This window comes from Bacillus sp. C1 (assembly GCF_054570475.1).
This window is the reverse complement of the sequence record NZ_JBTMZT010000005.1, coordinates 135,109-153,787: the sequence shown is the minus strand read 5'-3', so window position 1 is coordinate 153,787 and position 18,679 is coordinate 135,109. Positions and strand designations below refer to the sequence as shown.

Genomic DNA, 18,679 nt, shown 5'->3' with positions numbered 1-18,679 from the left:
TTATTAACATCTAGCAACTTGGGTCTCATAGACACCTCCTGCACATTTGTTGGGAAAACGCGCAGATTTTCACTTTAAAAAATAGTATGCATGTAATGGACAGTATTTCAAAAAGCTCACGCAAGTGACTTTTCTTTTCTATTTATTTCCTCTTTCTATCTTCTTCTATTATAAAACTTTTTTGTGAATAAATCCCATACCTCCTACTAATTAATCAAACGATTTGTCTTACACTAACAAGTTATAATAGTAAACTGAATGTCCTATAAAGATTAGCGTAAGTAAGCTCGTTAAACCCCAAAAGCTGTCCCATACTGAATAAAATTATTACATCAAAAAAAGAACTGCTCTTATAAGCAGTTCTTCATTTCTTATATCTCGGTATAAACAATACACATCTGTGCTGCAACATATGTAAGCCAGATCCAAAGCGGATCATATTTTACTTTACGCCCACCAATATCCGTCACACCAATAATAAAATCTGAAATAACAAATAACAATCCACCAAGCGCCGGTATCCACCATATGCCATTACTTGCATAATATAAGGCAAACGCAAAGCATGCCATTCCGCCAACCCATAATCCATACACAAGGGCACCAATTGTAAACAACTTATCTTGCCTTTGATTCCGAATAAAAAAGAACCAACCAATTATTAAAAATAAACCGTATATACATGTCCCAATCCAAAATCCTTTCCATGAAATACCTGTTTGCAAAAATGCTGTTACATAAAAACAATGTGCAATTGCAAATGTAACCATACCACCGATTAAACGATGCCCAAACGGAATGAGCCCTGCCATAAACAAGTCACCAAGCGTAGACAACGTCATACCAATTGCAGTCCATTGCCGATATTCTACAGCTGGATCTTGTAACCAAATCCAAATCGCACCGCCTGTTAAAGAAAAGCTAAGAATGAGCCGAACTGATAGCGGTAACGGCTCATTTTTTTTAGTTTGCTTTGTCTGCTTTATTGCAAAAAACGCACCGAAAACAAATAACATTATTTGTCCAATCAATAATATATAGATTTCATTCATAATATATACTCCTTAATGAACGGATACTAATGTATTTTCGTTCCATAACTTATTTTATCCTCTAAAATTTTAAAAAAAGAAGGACACTTCTGTCCCTCTTTTACACGAAATTATAATAACTGCACTAACTTTAAGCCGCTTCTTTCTCTTGCTCTATTTTCCGTATATTTGGCGTTCGATTTACTACGATAATCCCCGCCGCCACGCACGCTAAGCCAAATAAAACAAATGAATGAATTGCTTCCCCTAAAATCATGCTGGATAATAAAACGCCAAATACTGGTATAAAGAACATATACATCGATACTTTGCCAACCTTGTTATATTTCATAACCGTATTCCAAATACAGAATCCTGCCGCTGATAAGAAGGATAAATATAGTAACATAAATAGTGCTTTCATATTGAATATGAAAGGCATAAGTCCAACTTGACAAACGCCAATACATAATAATCCAATAGATCCAAAAATCATCTGGTATGCTGTCATGTACCCAACATCTAATGTTTTGCTTCCCTCTTTCGCCAATATATTTCCATATGAATACATCAGTGCTGCCCCAAGAAGCAATAATTCACCAATTCCAAAATGAAATGCCATACTTCCATCACTTGGAACATTCACAAGAATTACACCGCAAAAACCGATAGACACGCCGATCACTTTTCGAATATTTAATGCATCATCTTTATACAAAAAATGTGCGATTAAAATTTGGAAGAAAGATGATGTCCCTGAAATAATAGCACCTTCAATTCCAGAACTGTAACTCATTCCAATATAAAAACACACATATTGTAGGAATGTTTGAAACAAACCAATTTGTACTAATTGCTTTCCCGTTTCTTTTTTGAAATTCATATCCTTTCCTATCGCTTTAAAAAAGAATAAGAGCATCACACCTGATAAGAAAAAGCGATAACCCGCAAATAATATTTGCTCACCAACTTCATGTGGCTGAATTCCAAGTTCAGCATAACTTAATTTAATAAAAGGAAATGCACTTCCCCATAGGAATGTCGCTGCCAGTGCTGCAACAAATACACCAATCGGATGGGTAAAAAATTTCTCTGTCTTCACTTGCTGTCTTCCTTTCCGACCTTTTTACGAACAATATTCATATATACCAAAGGAAAAGAAAAAAAACAAGTTTTTCAATTTTATACACAAACAAAAACATATCACCAATTAAAAACATATGCTATACTATAGAATAATTACAAGATAATAATAGATAAAATTGGTTTAAATAGAAATGCTGCTATCCGTATGGATGGCAGCTTTCGTCGTTTTATGGGGATTGCGATTATGATTCTTTTTCTCAATCAGAATGTGGAAGGAGCGAGTAATTATGAACACAGAAGTAAAAACAATACCATCAAAAAAGGATGTGTCTCGTCCATCTTGGATTCAAACATTTCAAAAGCATCATGAACTCATCTTTGCTATCTTATCTGGTATTTTCATTTTAGCGGGCTGGTTATTCACTAAAAACGAAGCAACAACTACGGGAATCACCTTTTACATCCTCGCTTATATAATTGGAGGATATGCAAAAGCGAAAGAGGGCATTGAAGATACAATTGAAGAGAAGGAATTAAATGTAGAAATGTTAATGATCTTCGCTGCCATCGGTGCTGCTATGATCGGATATTGGGCAGAAGGTGCTATTTTAATATTTATCTTTGCTCTAAGCGGCGCAATGGAATCTTACACATTAAGCAAAAGCCAAAAAGAAATCTCAGCACTGCTTGATTTACAGCCTGAAGAAGCTTTGCTTATTTCACACGGAACAGAAGAACGCATTCCAGTAGGTCAGTTAAAAATTAATGACATCATTTTAATTAAACCAGGTGAACGCGTGCCAGCAGATGGTACCATTCATAGTGGTGAAACAAATATCGATGAAGCAGCTATCACTGGGGAACCAATCCCAAATGAGAAGAGATTGGGTGATGAAGTATTCGCTGGAACCGTGAACTTACGCGGAGCTATTGAAGTTAAAATTACAAAAAGAAGCGACCAAACATTGTTCCAAAAAATCATTCGTCTCGTTCAAAACGCACAAAGTGAAAAATCACCGTCACAACTTTTCATTGAAAAATTTGAAGGAACATATGTAAAAGGCGTCCTTATTGTCGTTGCCCTAATGTTATTTGTTCCTCACTTTTTACTAGAATGGAGCTGGAACGAAACATTTTATCGCGCGATGATTTTACTTGTAGTTGCTTCTCCTTGTGCGCTCGTGGCCTCGATTACACCAGCAACATTATCCGCTATTTCTAACGGCGCGCGAAGTGGTATTTTATTTAAAGGTGGTATTCATTTAGAACGCCTTGCCTCAGTGAAAGCAATTGCTTTTGATAAAACCGGAACATTAACACAAGGAAAACCAACTGTCACAGATGTTTACGTACGTGATAAAATAACAGAAAAAGATGTACTGTATATTACAGCTTCTATCGAAAGTCATTCTACACATCCGCTTGCAGAAGCTATCGTCAAGTACGCAAAACATGCATATGATATTACATTAACGAAACCAGAAAGTGTAGAAGATGTTACTGGGTTTGGCTTAAAAGGAATATTAGAAGGTACAGCTTATAAGATTGGGAAAGCCGATTTTATTGGCGAAGAAACGAAAACATTTCATAACGGTATCGCTACTACACTCGAACAAGAAGGAAAAACGATTGTCTATATTAGTAATGCAGAAGGAATTCTTGGACTTATCGCTTTAAAAGATACACTTCGACAAGAAACAATTGCTGCTATCCGTGATTTACAAGGCCTCGGTGTTGAAGCTATCATGATTACAGGTGATAACGAACAGACCGCCAAAGCAATTGCAATGGAAAGCCACATTAAAGAATACTACGCATCATGCTTACCAGAAACAAAAGTACAAACGGTGAAACGACTAAAAGAAAAATATGGTACAGTAGCAATGGTTGGCGATGGTATTAACGATGCTCCTGCACTCGCAACAGCAAGTATTGGCGTCGCTATGGGTGAAGGAACAGATGTTGCCTTAGAAACAGCAGACGTTGTTCTCATGCAAAATGAACTTTCTCGCCTTGCACAGGCCATTCGTTTATCAAAACGAATGAATCGTATCGTTAAACAAAATGTTATTCTTTCTTTAACAGTAATTGCAATGCTAATTTGCTCTAACTTCTTGCAATTTTTAGCCCTTCCGTTTGGTGTTATCGGTCATGAAGGAAGTACAATCCTTGTTATACTAAACGGCTTACGATTATTAAAAGTAAATAACTAACGGGTCCCCAGAGGGAACCCGTTTTTTTCTTTAATATCTAGCTTTTAATGGTAACCATTATGTCCATTCGCACTACTGCTCGTTTTATGTTTTGGATGCGAACTACTTTTTTGTTTACCCTGGTTTTTATTATTATGATTCTTTTTATTGTTACTCATCTTGAATCCCCCCTGTTCCTCTTTATTATGGAACAGAACTTTATTTTTCATCACGGGAATTATTGTCATTTGTTCGATAAAAATGCAGTAATCCATTAATTTCTCCACCAAGTAAAATGACCCAAGCTGTTAAATAGAACCATAACATTAAAATAATGATACCACCAAGACCACCATATGTATTGGCATAGTTTGCAAACTTATCTACGTAATAAGCAAATGAGTACGATACCACAATCCATCCAATCGTAGCAAATAACGCTCCTGATACGACCTCTCTTCTTCTTAACTTTCTATCGGGTGCAAATGTATATAAAAAGCTGAATACAGCAAATAACACTAAGAAACTGGCCACGAATCGTGTAATGCTCCATACGAAAGCAAAGCTCTCTGATAAACCGAGCGCTTTAAAAACCGCTGCTCCAATTACTTGGCCAAACACTGGAACAATTAATGCAAAAACAATCATAAAAATCATTGCTAGCGTAAGTACAATAGATAGTGCTCTCGTTGTAATGTAAGAACGTGTTTCTTTTACATCATAAGCACGATTAAAAGCATTCATCACTGCATTTACACCATTTGATGCAAACCATAACATAGATAATAAACCAAATGATAATAAACCACCATTTTGTTTATTTACAACGCTATCAACATTTACCTCAATTAGATTCATTGCATCTTCTGGCACATAAGCCTCTAATAAGCTGAGTATATCCTCTGTATGAATAGGTATAAATCCAAGAAGCGTAATTAAAAAAACAAGCCCAGGAAAAATAGCAAGCAAGAAGAAATAAGCGAGCTGTGCTGCTAAGCCCGCTACGTCATCTCGCATCGTTCGGTCATATAGATCCTTACCAAACGAATAAACATGATTTCCCCTTGCTTTCTCTAGAAATTTTTTCATATTTCTCTATACGCTTTTCTTCTCTTCTTTATCTTGTTTCAACTCAATATATGCTTCCGTTTTTTTTTCCTCAGCACTCACTGGTTCTTCTCCTTTTACCTCTTCTAATGCTGGAGAAATTGCTTGAATTTCAATTGTTTCTTTCTTTTCTTCTGGCTCAGCCTTCTTCTTACTAAAAATTTCTTTCGTTTCTTTTAATGTTTCAACAACAGCTGGTGTCAATTTCTTAATCTCTGCTACCTTCGCCTTTACTACATTAAAATCTGCAAGTTCACGTCCTCTATCTGTAACAGTTTGCACTTTTTCTTTAATCTTTGCATTCTCACCAATTTCAATCATTTTTGATTTTGCTTTTTCTGCTGTATTTTTCACTTTCTCACGATTTTCTTTCTTAAGCATGGAAACAGCTACGCCTGCAGCTACTCCAATCGCAATATTTCGAGCTATCTTATTCTTCTTTGCCATATTCCTTCACCCTTTCGTTTCTTATTTTAGAAAGTATTTCTTTCTAAGCTTTCTCATATTCCTTGCTCATTTCGAATGAATGCTAACAATTTTGTACACCCTTCTGTTACAAGGTCATATACTTCTTGAAAGTTCCCTGTAAAATAAGGGTCAGGAACATCCGTCCAGCCACCGTCTGGAACAAAATCGGACAATTTACCAATATAACCTCCAGCTTTACCTAAACTTTCTAAATCGGCTATATTCTTGTTATCCATGGCAATAATATAATCAAACTTTATTAAGTCTTCTTTTTCTACTTGACGTGCTTTAATTCCTTCAAAAGAGACTTCATTTTCTTTTAAAATTTTTTGTGTTCCTTCATGAGGTGGATGATCGATATGCCAATCACCCGTCCCCGCAGAATCAATTTGAATGTTATGTTCTAATCCCTCTTGCACGACAAGATCACGAAAAATTGCTTCTGCCATCGGCGAACGACAAATGTTCCCAAGACAAACAAACAATACTTGAATCATGTTTATTTCTTCCCTTCTTGGTGCACTTCTTATATATACATATAGTATAAACAACCAATTATTAATTATAAAGGAAATATCCACTAATTTAATAGAGGTGAAAAGTTTCATTAACGAAAATGATAAAAAATGTTAAGATATCCTTATGTTATTTCAAAGGGGGACACTTCGGTGGATTTATCCGTAAAATCAAAAGAAAATGTTGAATACATGGTAGAGGCTATTAAAGAGAAGTTACGTATGGTAAACGCAGGAGCAATGAGAGCTGAAAGCTTTAACAACGAGATGTATGAAGATCTACGTGACATTTATGATCATGTAATGAAACGTGAAACATTCAGTATTAGTGAAATGCAGGCTATTACAGAAGAATTAGGTATGCTAATTAAAAAATAATGAGGAGCCCCTTTATATAAAGGGGCTTTTTTATTTCCAACAACTTCATGACATTCCTTCACTTTTCTACATCTATTTTCCAAATGCTGTACAATAAAAAAAGAACCTCATCATAGACCACGCACCCAATTCCATTTTACCGTGCAAGATGTATCGTATTGTCATTGCTAACTGTGTTTACCGGAGGTGTTTATTCATGAACAATTGGTATAGTAAAACAAAGGATCAAACAATACTTGAACTTAAAACAAATAAACAATATGGTTTAACAGAAGAAACAGCGGGAATCCGATTAAAAAAATATGGTCGAAACGAACTCGCCACAAAACAAAAACGAACTATATGGCAACGTATTTTTTCCCAAATTAATGATGTTCTTGTCTATGTTCTTTTAATTGCCGCTCTTATTTCTGCCTTTGTAGGTGAATGGGCTGATGCTAGCATTATTGCTCTTGTTGTTGTGTTAAATGCTGTAATCGGTATTATTCAAGAATCGAAGGCAGAACAAGCTTTAGGAGCATTAAAAAAAATGGCAACACCAAAAGCAATTGTAAAGCGGGATGGTGAATTAAAAGAAATTCCATCCGAACAAGTTGTACCAGGAGATATTATTATGCTTGATGCTGGACGCTATATTCCGTGTGACTTACGCCTTATCGAAACTGTCAATTTAAAAATTGAAGAATCTGCTTTAACAGGCGAATCCGTTCCTGTTGATAAAGATTCAATGTACAATCCTTCTCTCCAAAATGAAGGGCAAGTACCACTAGGTGATCAAAAAAATATGGCATTTATGTCCACACTCGTTACTTATGGACGAGGCGTTGGTGTTGCTGTTGAAACAGGCATGAAATCACAAATTGGAAAAATCGCTATTCTTTTACATGAAGCTGACGACGATACAACACCACTTCAAAAAAGCTTAGCACACGTTGGGAAATATTTAGGATTTGTAGCCGTTGCAATCTGCATCATTATGTTCTTCATCGGATATTTCCAAGGCCGAGATACGTTAGAAATGTTTATGACTGCAATTAGCTTGGCAGTCGCAGCGATTCCAGAAGGATTACCAGCCATTGTCTCTATCGTTCTCGCAATTGGTGTACAACGAATGATTAAACAAAACGTCATCATTCGTAAGCTTCCAGCCGTCGAGGCACTTGGTTCTGTTACAATTATTTGTTCAGATAAAACAGGAACATTAACACAAAATAAAATGACGGTTACTCATTTCTATAGTGATCATACATACGATAAACTCGAAAATTTAAACGTAAATAATGCGACTCAGCATTTACTATTAGAAAATATGGTTTTATGTAACGACGCATCTTATACAACTGAATCACAAACTGGGGATCCAACAGAAATTGCGCTTCTTGTTGCCGGCAACACCTTTCATCTTCAAAAAGATATTTTAGAAGACCAATATAGACGCGTGAACGAATTACCATTTGACTCCGAACGCAAAATGATGTCAACACTACATGAGTATGGTAGTAACTATTACAGTATGACCAAAGGCGCAATTGATAAGCTTTTACCTCGTTGCTCTCATATTTTTATAGATGGTGCAATCGAACCATTAACTGATACAGATAAAAAACAAATATTAGAAGCTACTCAAATCATGTCTCAAAAAGCTTTACGCGTACTATCATTCGCTTTCAAAAAGCTCGACACGCAAAACATCTCCATTGACCATCTAGAAAAAGACCTTATATTCATCGGACTTGTCGGTATGATTGATCCGCCGCGAACAGAGATAAAAGCATCTATTGCAGAATGTAAAAAGGCAGGGATTCGTACCGTTATGATTACAGGAGATCACAAAGACACTGCTTTTGCCATTTCCAAAGAACTAGGTATTGCTGAAAAAGAATCTGAAGTCATGGTTGGAACAGAATTAGATTGTATTTCAGACGAAAAACTAGCAAATGAAATGAATCATTTAAACGTCTTTGCGCGTGTTTCCCCTGAACATAAAGTTAAAATTGTAGGAGCGCTGCGTGCAAAAGGAAATATTGTTTCTATGACTGGGGATGGTGTCAATGATGCGCCATCTTTAAAACAAGCAGATATCGGAGTCGCAATGGGGATTACAGGAACAGATGTCGCTAAAGGTGCGGCTGACATGGTTTTAACAGATGATAACTTCTCATCTATTGTCAAAGCTGTTGAGGAAGGAAGGAATATTTATCGCAATATAAAAAAAGCTATTCTTTTCTTGCTCTCTTGCAACTTTGGAGAAATTATTGCACTCTTCTTAGCTATTTTATTCGGCTGGGCTACTCCACTTCGTCCAATTCATATTTTGTGGGTGAATTTAATTACAGATACACTCCCAGCTCTCTCACTTGGGGTTGACCCAGAAGACCCGGACGTTATGAAAGAAAAACCGCGTCGTACAAAAGAAAGCTTATTTAGTGGCAGTGTTCCTTTTCTTATCTTAAACGGAATTGTGATTGGAACCCTCACTTTAATTGCTTTTATTATTGGTGCAAAGTTCTATACAGGAGATATGAATATATTCCCACTCTTCCCATCTCAAATTGATGATGATGCTTTATTACATGCCCAAACGATGGCGTTTGTCGTACTCAGTTTTTCTCAACTCGTTCATTCATTTAACTTACGATCACGTACGAAATCAATCTTTTCAATTGGTATATTCACAAATAAATACTTAGTTTTCTCCCTACTTATCGGTGTACTTATGCAAGTATGTATTATCTCCATCCCACCAATTGCTAATATATTTGGCGTACATGCTTTAACTTTAAAAGATTGGGGATTTGTTATATTACTAAGTATTATTCCGCTTGTTATAAACGAAATGATAAAAGTGTTCAAGAAAAATTAAAAGGCAATGAGGGGACCCCTCATTGCCTTTTTATATTATCCTTGCAATTCTTTTTTTATATTCTCTGTAAGTTCCGCCATACGCTTGCGGCTTTCTTCACGTTCACGTTTATTTTGCTCTTCAATTTGCTGCGTTTCTTGCATACCTCTTGAAATAATATTCCATGTTTCTTCAAGTGTTTCCATTTTAATACTAGAAGAACCGGATAGTCTCGCTACTTCTACACTTTGCGTTGCAATATTTTGTGCATTTTTCTTAAGTAGCTCATTTGTACGACGATCAAGCTCAGCCATCGAATCCGCAACAAGCTTTTGACGTTTTGCGTTCACAGCTTGAATAATACCATTTTTAAAAATAGGAATTGTTGTAATAAATGCTGTATTAATTTTACCAATTAATTTGTTATTACCACGCTGAATCATACGAATTTGTGGTGCTGTTAATAACGCGACCATACGTGCTTTCTCTAAATCATCAATGCGTTGCTCTAAAATTTCAACAGAGTTTCTCAAAGATTCTAATTCAATGCCTGCCAACTGATCATTATTACGCACACGCTCTTCATACATTGGAACTAACTCTGTATTTAAACGTTCTAGTAACATTTCTCCTGCTACTACATACTTCTCTAAATCTAAATAATATTTTAAGTTCTGCTCATATAAACCATCTAACGTACCAATCGATTTTTTCATTTCATCTTGGTATTTTGTAATTTCCACATATACTTTGTCAATCTCACGGCCCATCGTTTGATACTTACTAAAAATTTGTTCAATCATTTTATCTGCTTTTTTAAACATGCGAGAGAAAAATCCACTTTTCTCCTCTGCAAAATCCTTACTATCAAACCTGTCCATAATTTTGCCAAGTTGTTTTAATAAATCACCAGAATCCTCTATCTTTGATAAAGACATTGTATGTAAAATTTGATCCGCAAAACGTGAAATCTCCATAGAAGGCTCTTTACCAAGCTCAATTAATTCCAATTGATCTTTAATATCAACAGCATTATAAATACGTTGAACTTCAGTGTCTTCTCTCAGTTGCATGCGAAGATCTTGCGCAGTTTGCTCATTTAATTCTGTTTTTGAATCTAATACGATAGGATTATTATTCATATGTCATTCTCCTCTTCTTTATAAAAATGGACGGAATAGCCCTTTAATTGTTTGAGATAAATTTTTATATGTAGATGGACCATGAAATTCTAAATCAAAATTCACTTCCTCCAACCAATGTGAATCAAATGCCGCCGCTTCAATATACGGTTCAATGTCATTTCTTCCTGTCGGGTTAAAGTGGAGTACATCAATTCCAATCTGATTTAAAAATAACAGCAAGACAGCATCAGAACGAGTTAATTCTCCACTCTTTTCATTATTAAATATAACAATTTTTGGTACTTCTTGCGAATAATCAAATTTCTCAAGCAACTCTAAAATATTAGGTGGAATTTGGGAAAGCTGCGCAAAAACATACAGCGCGACTTCTTGTTTCGTTTCTTTTCCAACGGGTTTACAAAGTTCACTTTCACACGTATGAATAATAGCTTCCGCAATCCCATGTTGAAGCCCTTCAGGTAAGCGCTTATGCGGCCACCAATGACTATTTATAATTTGATCAGGATGCAAATTCCCCGCCCGGTCTAATGCATCACGATAATGAAATTGGAAGTTTGCTTTTTGCTCTTTTGTAAATGGAAAAGTATTAATTAATAAGCTATTATCAAAAGACGTAACAGCTTTCAATCGTTGGAAATATTCTTTCTCATTTTTTGAAACACCTGACACTTTCGCAAATAAAGACGGAATATAAATATGTTTATTTTCCACAAAGAACGTTGGGCGTACAAATGCCTTCTCTTTCGTAATTAAAAAGAGCTCATCGTATGTTGTTTTTAGCGTACGTGCGACAGGTGTATATGTACGAAATTGCCACGGTTTATATAATAAAGAGTTATCATGATGAAGCACTTGTTCAATTTCTTTCGATGCTTGATAAGCTACGGTTGCGACACGTTCCCGGCGTCGATCTGGAAATGGTTCTAGTGAAATACGTCCTGGATGAGAAATAACGAAAGTTCTTTCTTCCTCATCAACATGTTCAAAGCCATCTTTTCCTTCTGGATGATAATATAAAACATCACACCCGAGCATAATAAGGAAGTACAAGAAATAAACACGACTCTCCTTTGCATCTCCATACCAAACGATGCGGGGCATTTGCTTCTTATAATTAATTGTCGAAAACCATTGTGCTACGTAATTTTCGCTTAATTTAATTATATCAATTAAGAAACGTCGAAAACCTTCTGTTTTTAAAGATTGATTATGCTGTTTCGCATATAAATTTAATACAGCAATAAACGTTGTGTGTATATAGTGTTGCAAATCAGGGTTATCAATTTTCGGTAACAATTGTTTTCCAGATAAATGTGCAACCAGTCTATTTACCGTAAGCCCATTTGGCGCTTCTTGATGTAAGGAAAAAACTTCTTGAATATGACGAAGCTTCTCAGAATCGATTACTTTATTTAAATTTTGTTCATGCAGTACATGAATTCCTTTTGCTTCACTATAATCAAATAATTCATTAAAATATTCATCTACATCGTTTGGGACACCAAGAATACGACAAGCTATATAATTAAATTTCATCTCACTCTCTGTCAATTCATACTGCGGACGTTTTTCTAAAATCGTTTCAAATTGCTTTAAATCTGCTTCTTCTTTTAATGTATATGGATGAAGTGTAAAACGCGAAAACACGACAGTTCACCTCCAAAGAACGTTTACTTTTTTCTAATAAACAATACGTATTTCTTTTATTATAAACTATTTTAAGTTATAAAAAATGGGCGCTCGCATAACGAGCAAACCCATTCCAATTATTTATCTTCTTTCTTAGTAGCTGCAATCTCTTCTCTAGCTTGTCCTTGTCGCATGTAATGCAGAATAAATGTTGCACCAAATGCGATAACTAAAATCACAAAGAATAGCCAGTGTGGCACTTCAATATGAATAACAGATAGTAACATCTTCGTTGCAATAATTAAAATTAAAATATATGCCGTTGATTCAAGCTCTGGAATACGTTCTAGTAATTTTAAGAATACCCCTGCAATACCACGCATCATTAAAATACCAAGCATTCCACCTAATAACAGAATCCAAACTTCATTAGATACACCAAAAGCCGCAAGAACGCTATCTACTGAAAATGCAATATCCATTAGCTCAACCATTACAACTGTTCCCCAGAATACACCAAATATTCTAAAGAGAACGCTGTTTTGATTCATGCCATGTTCTTCTTCTTCTTCACTATTTTCTTTTCGTTTATCAATAAAGTATTTAATAGAAAGCCATGCAAGGTATAATGCGCCTAAAACTTTTACCCACCATAATTTAATTAAGAACATACCGATTCCAATTGCAATAAAACGGAATGCATATGCACCAATTAACCCATAAAATAATGCCTTTTTACGTTTTTCTTCTGGTAAGTGCTTTACCATTACCGCTAACACAAGGGCGTTATCGGCAGATAATAATCCTTCAAGTACAACAAGTGTACCAATTAATCCCCAAGATACAGGATCTTGTAATACTCTAATCCACATGTCCAAGTCAAAAAATTGGGCATATGTATCAAGGATTCCTTGTAAAATGCTCATCTTACTGTTTTCCCCTATTCTTTGCTAGATTTATAGAAAGGTCAAAAAAAGGAAACGAAGTTCGTTTCCTTCTTATGCATCCAAGCCATACGCTCTTACAAGCGCACCTAATCCGCCTTGGAATCCACTTCCTACTGCATTAAACTTCCACTGTCCATTATGACGGTATAGCTCACAAAAGACAACTGCTGTTTCAATGGAGAAATCTTCCCCTAAATCAAAGCGAAGAACTTCTTCGTTTGTTTCTTCGTTTGCTAAGCGAACAAATGCATTTGCAACTTGTCCAAAGTTTTGATTGCGTCCTTCTGCATCATAAATCGTAACTGTAATTGCGATTTTGTGCACATCTGATGGAACTTTAGTTAAATCGACAACAAGTTGCTCATCGTCACCTTCGCCTTCACCTGTACGGTTATCACCTGTATGTAAAACTGATCCACATGGAGATTGTAAGTTGTTGTAGAAAATAAAATCGGTTTCTTTCGTACATTTTCCATTTGCATCTAATAAAAAGGCCGATGCATCTAAATCATAATCAGATCCACCATCATATGATTTAATATCCCACCCAAGACCGATAACCGCTTTTGTAAGACCTGGGCTTGTCTTACCTAAATCAATTTTCTGTCCTTTTTGCAATTGAATAACCATTTATCTTCACCTCATATACTATGATTCTAAAAATATATACAGAATTAAAATACCGGTTCAATCATATATAAATCCATTTTGATTTTCAGACGTATAAGTCGCCGTTATGAAAACAAAAGATAACTTGCGCTTACTGTTCTCCTGTTGTTTTCACTTGGCATAACCAGAAAAGGATCTGACCACTTCTATGCATGGCTAGATGCTCCCCCACCTAAAAAATCTCTTATGTCGATTTTTCCATTTGCATTTATCTATTCTTATTACTCTACATCCAACCCAAAGTTATTACATAAAGCACCTAATCCACCTTGGAATCCACTTCCGATTGCATTAAACTTCCATTCACCAGCATGACGATATAACTCACCAACTACTACCGCTGTCTCAATAGAGAAGTCTTCTCCTAAATCGTAACGAATTAACTCAGCATTCTTCTCTTCGTCTAAAATACGTACGAAAGAGTTAGATACTTGTCCAAAGTTTTGGCTACGTCCTTCGCCATCATAAATTGTAATCGTGAAACAAATGCGCTCGATGTGTGCAGGAACATTTTTCAAGTCCACTTTAATTGCTTCATCATCGCCTTCGCCTTCACCTGTACGATTATCCCCTAGATGCTCTACAGAACCATTTGCTCCCTTTGGATTGTTATAAAAAACAAAGTCTTCTGGACCTGATACTTTTCCGTTTGCTCCTACTAAGAAAATACTAACGTCTAAATCAAAATCATTTTGTCCATCATAACGATTTGTATCCCAGCCAAGACCTACAAGAACTTTAGAAAGGCCTGGATTTGTTTTTGTTAAATCTACCTTCTGTCCTTTTTTCAAAGAAATCGATGCCATATATTATTCCTCCTTAAATTGTATTATTGATAGCGTGATACAATCTCACTTAAATTCTTGTCTTGCGTACCTTCTCCAACTGCAGAAAATTTCCATTCGCCGCCATGACGATACATTTCCCCTACAACTAATGTTGTTTTCCCACCATAATTTTCCGATAAATTATAACGTGCTAATTCTTCACGTGTTTGTGGGTTTTGAATACGAATATATGCATTTTGAATCATCCCAAAATCTTGACGACGATTCACACAATCATAAATATTTACAACAAATACTAAACGATTAATACGGTTCGGAACTTTATGCAATTCTACGAAAATCGTTTCGTCATCGCCTTCGCCTTCACCTGTTACATTATCACCTGAATGAATAACACTTCCACAAGCGGATAGTTTGTTTCCAAAATAAACTAGATCATTTTTATTTAAAAAACGATCATTTTCTAGCATAATCACAGATGCATCACAATCGATGTTTGGTTTACTTCCAAATAAAGACGATAGAAATCCACCTGATTGTCCAATCGGATCCCATCCTAAGCCAACCTGTAATTTCGCTACTTTTGGTTGTCCTTTCGTTAAATCAATCTTCTGTCCTTTTTCTAAAATAATAGGCATGAAGTTTCTTCCTTTCTACAAAGTATTTTCCAAATGGGAAAATATTGTATTCTTCTCTTATATTGTAGCATCATTTGTCGATTGAAAAAAAGAATAAATTTTCAATTATATGAAAACATTTATACAATTTACTTATAAGGATGTAAGAAGTGATAAATAGAACCAATCATCCCAGCATAATTACGATTTTGAGCCAGACTAATCTCACATGTTTTATAAAAATCCGCCTGCAAATACTCTCTTACCCCTTCTTTCACTTCTCCTAAAAACTTAGTACCTCTCGCTGTAATCCCTCCACCAATAATAATTGTTTGTGGGTTAAAGATATAAGCAAGATTGCTAATTCCAATCGCTAGATGTTTCAAGAATATTTCAACTGCTTTTACAATTTCTTTATCCTTCTTATCGTATAACTCAAAAATTGTTTGTCCATTCCAATTACCATCTCCTTTATATCGCTGCACAAGGGAGATCAATCCTGAAATAGATGCAATTTCTTCAAATCGTTTTCCTTCAACTACTATGTTTCCCCATTCACCAGCACTAAACGAATGACCTCGGTATAACTGCTCATTGATAACAATAGCCCCACCAATTCCAGTCCCAATGGTCAGCATAATAAAATTTCTCTTCTTTTTGCCTATGCCGCTCCATTTCTCTCCTAGTGCTGCACAATTTACATCATTTTCAATTGAAACAGGGACCTTTAGCTTAGTTTGCAATCTATCAACAATAGGAATTTTGGCATAGCGTGGAATATGATCCACGCCGCCAGTTACCATTCCTTTATGAATATCAACAATTCCTGCTGTACTAATACCGATACCAAAAATAGACTGCTGATCCATTAACTCTTGCGATAAGCAAATTAGCTTTTGAACAATTTGTTCACCGCCCAAATGTGACTCAGTAAAAACCGTTTTGTGTTCCAGTAATGTTCCTACTTCTGAAACAATCCCATATTTAATTTGCGTACCACCAATATCAAATGCAATATATTTTTTCATTCCGTCACTTCCTCTAACATCATGACTTCTATCTACTCGCATTGAAATGATGAAATTTCATACTTAATAAGAGTTTACAAGATTTACTGATTCAACTTTTACATAAACACTACTATACGCCTTATTATCTGAAACAATTTCATAATATGATCCTCGCGGAGTGTGGATCGTATCTTTAATCGCTACCATTATATTTCGAGATGTGGAACCATTTGTCTCTCCAGCTAAACCTTTATATACTTCTGAACCTGATTTCAATGTTCCAAGTTGATATTTATTTAAATCCTTACTACCATTCATGGAATCTATTCTATACATAAGAGACGCAATTTGTTGTCCCCAATTCTCATCACTTGCATACATAACGTTCATACCTTGAGCCTTATCACCTAAGTTCCCACCGTTATACGTGTTTCCACTTGGCGTTAAATAATGCTTATCGATGTATGCTGCGCAGAAATCAATGCCTTCTTCCCACGTTTTAAATGCAGTTGCTCCGTTATACGGATCCGAGTCTACTGCTCTAAATCCAAATAAATTTTTCTTTTCTTGTGCAATCCGACTCGTTCCCCAGCCAGACTCTAAAATTGCATGTGATACCAAGTACCCTGCATTCATCTTATACTTCTCTGCCGCACTTACAAAATATTTACCTAATCCAATAAGAGGACTATTCGCATTAGATTTACGTAAGAAATTATCAATTTCTTCTCCTACATATGTAGAAGTTGCACGTAGCGGTACATATTCAAAATATTGATAACTATCTTTTCCACCGATTTTTGTTTTATCAAATGCTTCATATCGTTCGCCTTCTTTTAAATGCTTTGGTGCATTTCCAATTTGATACGTTGCATATTTACCAGTAGAAGAGTTATACACATAATGATACAACTTTCCATTTTTTGTTGCATAATAAGAAGTTTCTGCACCTGTCATCGTTGGATGTAATGTTACATCATCTACATTCACGTATCCTGTCAATCCATCAATCTTCACATGGATACGATCCCCTACAGCTTTTATAAACTTTAAATCAGCTCCACCTTTTACATATGTAAGCTTCTTCCCAGTCGCAATATCGTAAATGTTAATAACACCGTTCGCTCGAACAAACCCTTGCTTCATATTCACAGTTTTACCGCCGCTTGTAATATAAGCATCTTCTTTCATATCTTGCATAATTTGTGCTGCTTCTAATTCGTTCGGCTTTTGAATCTTTTGCGATGAAGTAACAATTTCATAAGAGGATGAGCCTTGTTTTAATTTCAAAAATTGTAGCGAAACATAGCCTTCACCACCGCTAAAATGAATTTTTGCCCAACCGTTTCCTTTACTTACAATGGTCACGCTCTCTCTATTTTTTAAATGCCCAATAATTGCAGCCTGTGTCGATGGTTCTTTACGAACATTTAATAAAGATGCATTAACAACAGCTCTCTCCTCTGTAACTTGTTCCGGAACAGTCGGTTTTGTAGAATCTATTCCAATTTGAACAAATTCTAGCGAGATATAACCTTCTTTTCCTTTATAACTTATCTTCGCCCAGCCATTTGCTTTTCCTACAATCGTTACTTTTTCTCCATTTTTCAAGCTTCCGAGAATCGCACTGTTTGTGTTTGCACCGCTTCTTACTCGTAAGCTTGTCGCATTGATCGTTCCGCTCTCTTGCTTACCACTCTCGATCGTTTCTGACGGCTTCTCTTCCGCTTTTCCGCCTTCTATTTTCACAAACTCTAACGAGATATAGCCTTCTTTTCCTTTATAACTTATCTTCGCCCAGCCATTTGCTTTTCCTACAATCGTTACTTTTTCTCCATTTTTCAAGCTTCCGAGAATCGCACTGTTTGTGTTTGCACCGCTTCTTACTCGTAAGCTTGTCGCATTGATCGTTCCGCTCTCTTGCTTACCACTCTCGATCGTTTCTGACGGCTTCTCTTCCGCTTTTCCGCCTTCTATTTTCACAAACTCTAACGAGATATAGCCTTCTTTTCCTTTATAACTTATCTTCGCCCAGCCATTTGCTTTTCCTACAATCGCTACTTTTTCTCCATTTTTTAAACTTCCGAGGATCGCACTGTTTGTGTTTGCTGCGCTTCTTACTCGTAAGCTCGTCGCATTGATCGTTCCGCTCTCTTGCTTACCATTTCCAGTTGTTTCTGACGGCTTCTCTTCCGTTTTCCCGCCTTCTACTTTCACAAACTCTAGCGAAATATAGCCTTCTTTTCCTTTATACT

At 35.9% G+C, this 18,679-nt stretch carries 16 protein-coding genes; 3 read left to right on the top strand and 13 right to left on the bottom strand.

The genetic code is table 11. The features are described from left to right. Nucleotides 1-371: 371 nt before the first annotated feature. Nucleotides 372-1,052 (bottom strand): lysoplasmalogenase, encoded by a 681-nt coding sequence (locus ACX5JI_RS16795; RefSeq protein ID WP_459502174.1) that lies wholly within the window; start codon nt 1,050-1,052, stop codon nt 372-374. A 130-nt stretch (nt 1,053-1,182) separates the two neighbouring features. Then, entirely contained in the window at nt 1,183-2,133 is a 951-nt protein-coding gene (locus ACX5JI_RS16790; RefSeq protein ID WP_459502173.1) for a DMT family transporter, read from the bottom strand. Between the two features lie 250 nt (nt 2,134-2,383). On the opposite strand from ACX5JI_RS16790, the gene ACX5JI_RS16785 reads away from it, so the two are divergent. Further along, entirely contained in the window at nt 2,384-4,330 is a 1,947-nt protein-coding gene (locus tag ACX5JI_RS16785; protein ID WP_459502172.1) for a heavy metal translocating P-type ATPase, read from the top strand. 198 nt (nt 4,331-4,528) lie between these two features. Here ACX5JI_RS16785 and ACX5JI_RS16780 read toward each other — a convergent pair whose 3' ends face one another. The 3 genes from ACX5JI_RS16780 to ACX5JI_RS16770 are packed head-to-tail and all read right to left on the bottom strand — an operon-like array spanning nt 4,529 to nt 6,381. Further along, nucleotides 4,529-5,398: a YihY/virulence factor BrkB family protein gene (locus tag ACX5JI_RS16780; protein WP_459502171.1), complete on the bottom strand. Its 870-nt coding sequence runs from the start codon at nt 5,396-5,398 to the stop codon at nt 4,529-4,531. A 6-nt stretch (nt 5,399-5,404) separates the two neighbouring features. Further along, nucleotides 5,405-5,863, bottom strand: a complete 459-nt coding sequence (locus tag ACX5JI_RS16775) for a DUF4075 domain-containing protein (RefSeq protein ID WP_459502170.1) — start codon at nt 5,861-5,863, stop codon at nt 5,405-5,407. Between the two features lie 53 nt (nt 5,864-5,916). Beyond that, on the bottom strand, nt 5,917-6,381 hold the full coding sequence (locus tag ACX5JI_RS16770; RefSeq protein ID WP_459502169.1) for a low molecular weight protein-tyrosine-phosphatase: 465 nt from the start codon (nt 6,379-6,381) through the stop codon (nt 5,917-5,919). Between the two features lie 171 nt (nt 6,382-6,552). Between ACX5JI_RS16770 and ACX5JI_RS16765 the strand changes: the two genes are divergently transcribed. Both ACX5JI_RS16765 and ACX5JI_RS16760 read left to right on the top strand, forming a co-directional pair. After that, on the top strand, nt 6,553-6,777 hold the full coding sequence (locus ACX5JI_RS16765; RefSeq protein ID WP_459502168.1) for a DUF1128 domain-containing protein: 225 nt from the start codon (nt 6,553-6,555) through the stop codon (nt 6,775-6,777). A gap of 196 nt (nt 6,778-6,973) precedes the next feature. Continuing rightward, entirely contained in the window at nt 6,974-9,640 is a 2,667-nt protein-coding gene (locus tag ACX5JI_RS16760) for a cation-translocating P-type ATPase (RefSeq protein WP_459502167.1), read from the top strand. A gap of 35 nt (nt 9,641-9,675) precedes the next feature. On the opposite strand, the gene ACX5JI_RS16755 is transcribed toward ACX5JI_RS16760, so the two are convergent. The 8 genes from ACX5JI_RS16755 to ACX5JI_RS16720 all read right to left on the bottom strand — a co-directional run. Then, a complete protein-coding gene (locus tag ACX5JI_RS16755) occupies nt 9,676-10,761 on the bottom strand; it encodes a toxic anion resistance protein (protein ID WP_459502166.1) in 1,086 nt (361 codons plus the stop codon). Nucleotides 10,762-10,779: 18 nt separating this feature from the next. After that, on the bottom strand, nt 10,780-12,411 hold the full coding sequence (locus ACX5JI_RS16750; RefSeq protein ID WP_459502165.1) for a YceG family protein: 1,632 nt from the start codon (nt 12,409-12,411) through the stop codon (nt 10,780-10,782). Between the two features lie 119 nt (nt 12,412-12,530). Further along, on the bottom strand, nt 12,531-13,319 hold the full coding sequence (locus tag ACX5JI_RS16745; protein ID WP_459502164.1) for a TerC family protein: 789 nt from the start codon (nt 13,317-13,319) through the stop codon (nt 12,531-12,533). A 72-nt stretch (nt 13,320-13,391) separates the two neighbouring features. Beyond that, a complete protein-coding gene (locus ACX5JI_RS16740) occupies nt 13,392-13,970 on the bottom strand; it encodes a TerD family protein (protein WP_459502163.1) in 579 nt (192 codons plus the stop codon). A gap of 260 nt (nt 13,971-14,230) precedes the next feature. Next, nucleotides 14,231-14,815 carry a TerD family protein gene (locus ACX5JI_RS16735; RefSeq protein ID WP_459502162.1) on the bottom strand — a complete coding sequence of 195 codons (585 nt, stop codon included), beginning with the start codon at nt 14,813-14,815 and terminating at the stop codon, nt 14,231-14,233. Between the two features lie 23 nt (nt 14,816-14,838). Continuing rightward, nucleotides 14,839-15,435 (bottom strand): TerD family protein, encoded by a 597-nt coding sequence (locus ACX5JI_RS16730; RefSeq protein WP_459502161.1) that lies wholly within the window; start codon nt 15,433-15,435, stop codon nt 14,839-14,841. Between the two features lie 128 nt (nt 15,436-15,563). Further along, on the bottom strand, nt 15,564-16,442 hold the full coding sequence (locus ACX5JI_RS16725; protein ID WP_459502160.1) for an ROK family protein: 879 nt from the start codon (nt 16,440-16,442) through the stop codon (nt 15,564-15,566). 63 nt (nt 16,443-16,505) lie between these two features. Next, on the bottom strand, nt 16,506-18,679 hold a 2,174-nt coding region (locus ACX5JI_RS16720; protein WP_459502159.1), incomplete at its 5' end, for an SH3 domain-containing protein.